The organism is Streptomyces sp. NPDC045701 (assembly GCF_056432045.1).
In genome coordinates, this window is record NZ_JBWKJV010000026.1 from 80503 (window position 1) to 88605 (window position 8103).

Sequence of the window (8103 nt, forward strand, 5' to 3'; positions counted from 1 at the left end):
CATCGCACGCCGGACGGGCCCGGCATCAACCATTCGGTTGAGGGCGCGGGCGCCGGGTCCGCCTACGCTGGACGAGTCATGGATCCCCGTTCCCTCACCCCTGTCCTGCGCGTCCTGCGCGTGTGCCTGCACCTGCTGGTGGCGGGGCTGCTGGCGCTGGCCGCGCTGCGGGCCGCGACCCCGGTCGCCGTCGCCGCGGCCGCCGTCACGGGCGCGGTGTACGCGGTGGGTTCGGCCCTGCGCGCCGTGCGGGAGTCCCGGCCGGCCGCCGCGCTGTGGCTGGGTGCCCTGACCGCGGCGTGGCTGGTGCTGCTGGCGGTCACTCCGGACGGGCTGTGGCTGGCCTTCCCGCTGTACTTCCTGCACCTGCACCTGCTGCCCGTCCGCTGGTCGCTGCCGGCCGTCGCGGCCACGGCGGGCGCGGCGATCATGTCGTACGTACGCCATGGCGCGCCGCTCAGCCCGGGGACGTTCATCGGCCCGCTGCTGGGCGCGGCCGTCGCCGTGGCCACCGTCCTCGGCTATCAGGCGCTGTACCGGGAGAGCGAGCGGCACCGGCGGCTGGTGGAGGAGCTGACCTCGACGCGGGCTGAGCTGGCCGCCGCCGAACGGCACGCGGGCACCCTGGCCGAGCGGGAGCGGCTGGCCCGCGAGATCCACGACACGCTGGCGCAGGGCCTGTCGTCGATCCAGCTGCTGCTGCGGGCCGCCGAGCGCGCCCTGCCGGAGGGCTCCCCGGTCGCGGCCGGGCACATCGAGCGGGCGCGGCGGACCGCCCAGGACAACCTGGCGGAGGCGCGGCGGTTCGTCCGGGCGCTGGCCCCGGCCGACCTGGAGCACGGCTCGCTGGCGGCGGCGCTGGAGCGGTTGTGCGAGGCGCGGGGGCCGGGGGCGGGGCCGCGGGTCCGGTTCTCGGTGAGCGGCACGCCGGTCGCGCTGCCGACGCCGTACGAGGTGGCGCTGCTGCGGATCGCCCAGTCCGCGCTGGCGAACACCGTGCGGCACGCGGGCGCGGAGCGTGCCCGGATCACGCTGACGTTCATGGACGCGTCCGTGAGGCTGGACGTGGTCGACGACGGCGGGGGTTTCGACCCCCGGTCCCGGACGCCGTCCCCGGCGGGCGGTTTCGGCCTGCCGGCGATGCGCTCGCGGGCAAGGTCGCTGGGCGGCACGTTCACCGTCGAGTCCGCGCCCGGCCAGGGCACCGCCGTGGCGGTCGCCCTTCCGCTGCGTCCGGGAGGGGTGGGATGACCGTCCGTCTGCTGCTGGCCGACGACCACCCGGTCGTCCGAGCGGGGCTGCGCGCCGTCCTGGACACGGAGCCGGACTTCACGGTGGTCGCCGAGGCCGCCACCGCCGAGCGGGCGGTCGAGCTGGCCGGGGGCGTGGACGTCGTGCTGATGGACCTCCAGTTCGGCGCCGGGATGCACGGCTCGGAGGCGACGGCCGCGATCACCGCCCGTCCGGGGGCGCCGCGGGTGCTGGTGCTCACCACGTACGACACGGACGCCGACATCCTGGCGGCCGTCGAGGCGGGCGCGAGCGGCTACCTGCTCAAGGACGCGCCGCCGGAGGAGCTGGCGGCGGCGGTCCGTACGGCGGCGGCGGGCCGGTCCGCGCTCGCCCCCGCGGTGGCGCACCGGCTGATGGACCGGATGCGGACGCCGGCGGAGGCGCTGACCAAGCGGGAGCTGGAGGTGCTGCGACTGGTCGGCGAGGGCCTGTCCAACCAGCAGATCAGCAAGCGGCTCTTCCTCAGCCAGGCGACGGTGAAGTCCCACCTGGTGCATGTGTACGCGAAGCTGGGCGTCGACTCGCGGACCGCGGCGGTGGCGGCGGCCACCGCCCGCCGCCTGATCCGCCGCTGACCGCCCCCGGCACGTCGTCGGAGGCGTGGAGTTCGAGTGGTCGCGGGACCGTGCACGACGCGCTGGTGGACGTCAGGGCCACAGTCGTCGACGTCGCCACCGGCCACCACGAAGCCGAGCGGCCGGCCGAGGGCGTCGCGCCTGGCCGTTCCCGCCGGTCATCGTCTCGGACGCCTGCGCTTTGCCATAACCGCAAAGTCCGTTGCCGCCCGGGACACGAGGACGCAGCCTGGTTCCCGCCCAGACCGTCAAGATGGGGAGGCTGCACCATGACGACTCGCACAGGCACCGGAAGCGAACGGGGCGCCGGTGACGACGCGCCGCCGAACAACCGGGTCCACCGCGTCCGGGCCGGCGAGCTGGACGGTCACGCCGCCATCAGCGGCGGCACGGTCGGCTCCAGGAAGCTCTGGATGGGCATGGTGGTGAATCCGCCTCTGAGCTCCACGGACAACCACCACCACGGCGATTCGGAGGCGGGTGTCTACGTGGTCAGCGGTCACCCCGTGTTCGTCTACCACGACGGCACACAGGAGGTACGGCTGGCCGCCGGTCCCGGTGACTTCTTCCTCGTTCCGCCGTTCGTCCCGCACCGGGAGGAGAACCCCGACCCGATCGAGCCCGCGATCGTCGTGATCGCCCGGACCACACAGGAGCCGATCAAGGTCTCCGTGCCGGAGCTGTACCGGCTCGAAGAAACGGACACGCGGTAGGGAGGCACCGTTGGACACTCTCTAGCGGGGCTGTGCGCCGAAGAGTTCCACCGCGCCCCGCAGATCGGTGAGTGCGGCGCCCAGCGCGCTCACCGAGCCGATCGCTCCCGCGATGAGGAGCAGCGACCGGCGCAGCCGCCGCACCTCGGGGACCCCGGTGAGGGCCATCGCGGCGAGCGCGGCCAGTTCGTCCTCGGCGATGCCCCGGTCGGCGAAGTCGGCCGGGTGGCAGGCCAGCCGGCGGCGGAGGCGGGAGACGGCGTCGCGCAGCTCCGTCACCCTGGGGTCCTCGCCGCCGCCGGTCACGCACTTCTGCTCCACGCTGTGCAACAAAAGCCCTCCCGCCCCTCGCCCGCACTACGTTGTGCGCCCGCCCCTGTACTTAACGCCATCACGGGCGGGGCGCGCCACTCCTGCGACGAAACTCAGGAGGTGGCTTCCGGGGCGATCGCGCCGCGCCACACGGTCACGTCGAGCGTGACGTAGTGACTGGGGTCGGACTCGGGCGACTTGCCCTGGTACGTCACGAGGCCGACGTGCCCGCCGTTGGTCAGGACGCACAGCTGGGATCCCTTGGACAGGGAGTCGAGGTCGACGCGGTCGGCGTACCGGGTCTCGGTCCGGCAGGTGTCCAGGTCGCCCTTCTGGCCGGTGCGCAGCAGGATGAGCCGCCCGTCCTCGACGGAGATCTTCTCCAGGTTCCAGTCGTAGGCGACGTCCACGTCGGCGTCGTCGCCGAGCGGCTTGACGGGGTCGTCGCCGAGCGTCAGGTGGTAGCCGTCCGTGAGGTCGATGCCCTGGTACGTGGCGGGTGTGGGGTTGGCGACCGGCTCCGGCGGCTCCTGGGAGGCGGGCGCGTCGGGCGTGGGGCCGGCTCCGCCGGTCCCGCTGTCCCCGGTGGCCGGGTCCTGGGGCGTGGGGTCGGTCCTGGGCTGGTCGCGGCTCTCCGTCCGGCCGCCGTTCCTGGCGTCGTCGCCCGCCATCATCACGTAGACGCCGCCGCCGGTGAGCCCGGCGACGAGCAGCGCGGCGGCGAGGCCGAGCAGGAGGTTGCGCTTCGTCTTCTCGCGGGGCGGGGCGGGGGTGGACGCCGTGACCGGGGCCGGTCCGGCGTGCGGGGGCGGAGTGGCGTGGGGCGGCGTGGCGTGGGCCTGCGGGTAGCCGTAGGCGGGGGTGGTGGCCGGGGCGGGCGGCGGGCCGAAGCCGGGCGGCGGGGTCGCCGGAGCCGCGTGGGCGGTCGGGGGGTGGGGCGCCGGGGCGGAGACCTGGAAGGGTGGCGGCGTCGCCGGGGCGACCGGGGGCTGGGCGGGCGGCGGGGGCGTGGTGGCCGCCACCGGGGCGGGGGCGGCCGCACGGGTGGTGATGTCGGCGGCGACGGCGCCGGGCAGCCACTCCTCCGGGCGGCGCAGCGCGGTCTGGTCGCTGGCGGCCTGACACAGCGCCAGGATCTCGGTGACGGAGGGGCGCGCCGCCGGGTCCTTGGCGAGGCAGCGGGTCACCAGCTCGCGCAGCCGGTCCGGGAGTCCGTCGAGCCGCGGCTCCTCGTGGACGATCCGGTACAGCACGCCGTGGGAGGTGCCCTCGCCGAAGGCGGGGCTGCCGATCGCCGCGTACGCCGTGACCTGCCCGAGCGCGAAGATGTCGGTGGCGGCGGTGACCGCGCGGCCGGCCGCCTGTTCGGGCGACATGAACGACGGGGTGCCGATGGTCACTCCGCTGCCGGTGAGCGAGGTGGCGTCGGCGGCGCGCGCGATGCCGAAGTCGATGACGCGGGGTCCGTCGGCGGCGAGCAGGACGTTCGCGGGCTTGAGGTCGCGGTGGACGATCCCGGCGCCGTGGATGACCTGGAGGGCCTCGGCGATGCCCGCGACCAGGAGCAGCACCGTGTCGACGGGCAGTCCGCCGTGGGCCTGCACCGCGTCGGCGAGGGAGGGGCCGGGTACGTAGGCGGTGGCCAGCCAGGGCTGGCGGGCGTCGGTGTCGGAGTCGATGACGGGCGCGGTGTACAGGCCCTGGACGCGCTGGGCGGCCCGCACCTCCTGCGCGAACCGGCGGCGGAACTCGGCGTCCTCGGCGAAGTCGGGCCGGATCACCTTGATGGCGACCGGCCGGCCGCCCGGGGTGTACGAGAGGTACACCTTGCCCATGCCGCCGGCGCCGAGCCGCGCGGCGAGCCGGTACCCGGCCACCGATCGCGGATCGTCGTTCTCCAGCGGCTGGAAGACCGTTCCCTGGCGTGCCGGACCACCACTCATCAACCCATGTCCCCCGTAACGGACTTCGCACTGTCCCTGCTGACCATCGCTGATCACCGCCGGATCGCTTCGATCCCGGATCCGCACCTTATCCAAGGCGAAGGCCCCTCTTCACCCGCGCGCGGGGGCGTGCGCATGCGGTATGCACTCCACATGGGACATACGACGACAGACGGACCGCGGATAGCCGGGCTCCTTCTCGCGGCGGGTGGCGGAAGGCGGCTCGGCGGTCGCCCCAAGGCCCTGCTGGAGCACCGCGGCCGGCCGCTGATCGAGCACGCGGTGGGCGTCCTGCGGGCGGGGGGCTGCGAGGTGGTGCACGTGGTGCTGGGCGCGGCCGCCGGTTCCGTACGGGAACGGGCCTCGCTGCCCGGCTGCGTCCTGGTCGACAACCCCGACTGGACGGAGGGGATGGGCTCGTCGCTGCGCGCGGGGCTGGGGTCCCTGGCGGGGTCGGGCGCCGACGCCGCCGTCGTGTCGCTGGTGGACCAGCCGGGGATCGGGCCGGACGCGGTGCGGCGGGTGGCCGCCGCGTACCGCTCGCGGGACGTGCTGGCGGCCGCCGCGTACGACGGGACACGCGGCCACCCGGTGCTGATCGGGGCGGATCGCTGGGCGGGCGTGGCGGCGAGTGCGGAGGGGGACCGGGGGGCACGCGCCTACCTGACGGAGCACGCGGGGGCGGTCGTCCTCGTGGAGTGCGGGGACGTGGCCGAGGCGTACGACATCGACACGCCGGAGGACCTGGCGCACCTGGAGTGAACGGCCTGGCACTCAGCGCCGTGTTGTGTCGACCCGGAGAATCTCGACATCAACAAACCATTGAACTTCCACTATGAGGAAACTAGTATCCACTGTTCAGAAGCACCCGACCGTCAGAAGGCGCCTGTGACCGTATCTCGGCTCCCGCGGCACTCAGTGCCGCGCGCGTACGCCCGGCGGCCACCGCACGCGCCGCGCCCCAGTCCCCGCTGAAGGAAGTGACAGCTCATGTCCGCACCAGCGCCGTCCCCGCTGGCCATCGTCGAAGCCGAGCCCCTGCCCCGGCAGGACGAGGTCCTCACCGATGCGGCCCTGGCCTTCGTGGCCGAGCTGCACCGGCGCTTCACGCCGCGGCGTGACGAGCTCCTCGCCCGCCGCGCCGAGCGCCGCGCCGAGATCGCCCGCACCAGCACCCTGGACTTCCTCCCGGAGACCGCACAGCTCCGCGAGGACGACAGCTGGAAGGTCGCGCCGGCCCCGGCCGCGCTGAACGACCGCCGCGTCGAGATCACCGGCCCGACCGATCGCAAGATGACCGTCAACGCCCTGAACTCGGGCGCCAGGGTCTGGCTCGCCGACTTCGAGGACGCGTCCGCCCCCACGTGGGAGAACGTGGTCCTCGGCCAGCTCAACCTGATCGACGCGTACGAGCGGAGGATCGACTTCACCGACCCGCGCACCGGCAAGTCGTACGCCCTCAAGCCCGCCGACCAGCTCGCCACCGTCGTCATGCGCCCCCGCGGCTGGCACCTGGAGGAGCGTCACCTGCGCTTCGACGGACGCCCGGTCCCCGGCGCGCTGGTCGACTTCGGCCTGTACTTCTTCCACAACGCGCAGCGCCTCATCGACCTGGGCAAGGGGCCGTACTTCTATCTGCCGAAGACGGAGTCCCACCTGGAGGCCCGCCTCTGGAACGACATCTTCGTCTTCGCCCAGGACTACGTCGGCATCCCGCAGGGCACCGTCCGCGCGACCGTGCTGATCGAGACGATCACGGCGGCGTACGAGATGGAGGAGATTCTCTACGAGCTGCGGGACCACGCGGCGGGCCTCAACGCCGGCCGCTGGGACTACCTCTTCTCGATCGTCAAGAACTTCCGTGACGGCGGCGCCAGGTTCGTCCTCCCGGACCGCAACGCGGTCACGATGACGGCCCCGTTCATGCGCGCGTACACCGAACTGCTCGTCCGCACCTGCCACAAGCGGGGCGCGCACGCGATCGGCGGCATGGCAGCGTTCATCCCGTCCCGCAAGGACCCCGAGGTCAACAAGGTCGCGTTCGAGAAGGTTAAGGCGGACAAGGACCGCGAGGCGAACGACGGCTTCGACGGCTCGTGGGTCGCCCACCCCGACCTGGTCCCGATCGCGATGGCCTCCTTCGACGCCGTCCTGGGCGACCGGCCCCACCAGAAGGACCGCCTGCGCGAGGACGTCTCGGTGGCCCCCGGCGACCTGATCGCCATCGACTCGCTCGACGCGAGGCCGACGTACGAGGGCCTGCGCAACGCCGTCCAGGTCGGCATCCGCTACATCGAGGCGTGGCTGCGCGGCCTCGGCGCGGTGGCGATCTTCAACCTGATGGAGGACGCGGCCACGGCCGAGATCTCGCGCTCGCAGATCTGGCAGTGGATCAACGCGGGCGTCGTCTTCGAGAACGGCGAGACGGCCACGCCCGAGCTGGCCCGCCGGGTCGCGACCGAGGAACTGGCCGCGATCCGCGCGGAGATCGGCGAGGAGGCCTTCTCCGCCGGCCGGTGGCAGCAGGCGCACGACCTGCTCCTGAAGGTCTCGCTCGACGAGGACTACGCGGACTTCCTCACCCTCCCCGCGTACGACCAGCTCGTCGGCTGACCCGCCCGCGCGACCGCTCCGCCCCCTGTCGACGCGCGACGTCAGGGGGGGGCGGAGTCCTGCCCACCCCGCTCCGCGGCGCCGGGAACGGGGGGGTCAGGGCATGACCACCGTGCGCTGGGCCGAGAAGTCGCCCCAGGTGCCGTCCGGGAGCTTGGCGCGGAGCTTGACGGTGTACCGGGTGCCCGGCGCGTCGGTGACGGTGAAGGTGTAGTCCGCCTTGCCGGGCGGGGGCTGCGCGCCCCAGACGATGGTGGTGGCGAAGGCGCCGTTGAGGAACAGCTGGTGCTCCTTGACGGGGGCGCCGGTGTCCGGTGGCGTCCAGGTCAGCGCGACCGCGCCCTTGCGGGCCGTCGCGGTGAGGCCGGTGGGGGCGGTGCTGGGACCGGAACCGGGGGCCGGGGCGGTCGTGAGGTCGACCGGGGGGCTGTCGGGCGAGGAGTTGTCGGCGGCGTCGCGGGCCCGGACGGTGAAGGTGTAGACGGTGCCCGGGCGCAGGTTGGCGAGGCGCGCGGAGGTGGTTGTGCCGGGCACGCTGTGGACACGGGAGTCGGCCTGGTAGTGTCCTGCGCCGGGAATTCGTTGGATTAGTAAGCTGTCTCCATGGCGAAGATGGGGCGGCCGATGGCCGAGCTGGTGTTGTCGGAGGATGAG

General features: G+C 73.7%; 8 protein-coding genes. 5 read left to right on the plus strand and 3 right to left on the minus strand.

The window, feature by feature from the left end:
- The first annotated feature begins 78 nt into the window (after nt 1-78).
- From AC07DW_RS24115 to AC07DW_RS24125, 3 genes are all read left to right on the plus strand, one after another.
- On the plus strand, nt 79-1251 hold the full coding sequence (locus AC07DW_RS24115) for a sensor histidine kinase (RefSeq protein WP_478859754.1): 1173 nt from the start codon (nt 79-81) through the stop codon (nt 1249-1251).
- Complete coding sequence (locus tag AC07DW_RS24120) at nt 1248-1868, plus strand: response regulator (protein WP_478859755.1); 621 nt, start codon at nt 1248-1250, stop codon at nt 1866-1868. The genes AC07DW_RS24115 and AC07DW_RS24120 overlap by 4 nt, the downstream gene beginning before the upstream one ends.
- A gap of 269 nt (nt 1869-2137) precedes the next feature.
- Nucleotides 2138-2581: a cupin domain-containing protein gene (locus tag AC07DW_RS24125; protein ID WP_478859756.1), complete on the plus strand. Its 444-nt coding sequence runs from the start codon at nt 2138-2140 to the stop codon at nt 2579-2581.
- A 21-nt stretch (nt 2582-2602) separates the two neighbouring features.
- Here the strand turns inward: AC07DW_RS24125 and AC07DW_RS24130 are convergent, their stop codons facing one another.
- A complete protein-coding gene (locus AC07DW_RS24130; protein ID WP_478859764.1) occupies nt 2603-2887 on the minus strand; it encodes a DUF5955 family protein in 285 nt (94 codons plus the stop codon).
- Nucleotides 2888-3006: 119 nt separating this feature from the next.
- Nucleotides 3007-4836 (minus strand): serine/threonine-protein kinase, encoded by a 1830-nt coding sequence (locus AC07DW_RS24135; RefSeq protein WP_478859757.1) that lies wholly within the window; start codon nt 4834-4836, stop codon nt 3007-3009.
- A gap of 153 nt (nt 4837-4989) precedes the next feature.
- Here AC07DW_RS24135 and AC07DW_RS24140 point away from each other — a divergent pair, with 153 nt between their 5' ends.
- Both AC07DW_RS24140 and aceB read left to right on the plus strand, forming a co-directional pair.
- Complete coding sequence (locus tag AC07DW_RS24140; RefSeq protein WP_478859758.1) at nt 4990-5598, plus strand: nucleotidyltransferase family protein; 609 nt, start codon at nt 4990-4992, stop codon at nt 5596-5598.
- Between the two features lie 228 nt (nt 5599-5826).
- Complete coding sequence (gene aceB, locus AC07DW_RS24145; protein ID WP_478859759.1) at nt 5827-7449, plus strand: malate synthase A; 1623 nt, start codon at nt 5827-5829, stop codon at nt 7447-7449.
- Nucleotides 7450-7545: 96 nt separating this feature from the next.
- Here aceB and AC07DW_RS24150 read toward each other — a convergent pair.
- On the minus strand, nt 7546-8103 hold a 558-nt coding region (locus AC07DW_RS24150; protein ID WP_478859760.1), incomplete at its 5' end, for a fibronectin type III domain-containing protein.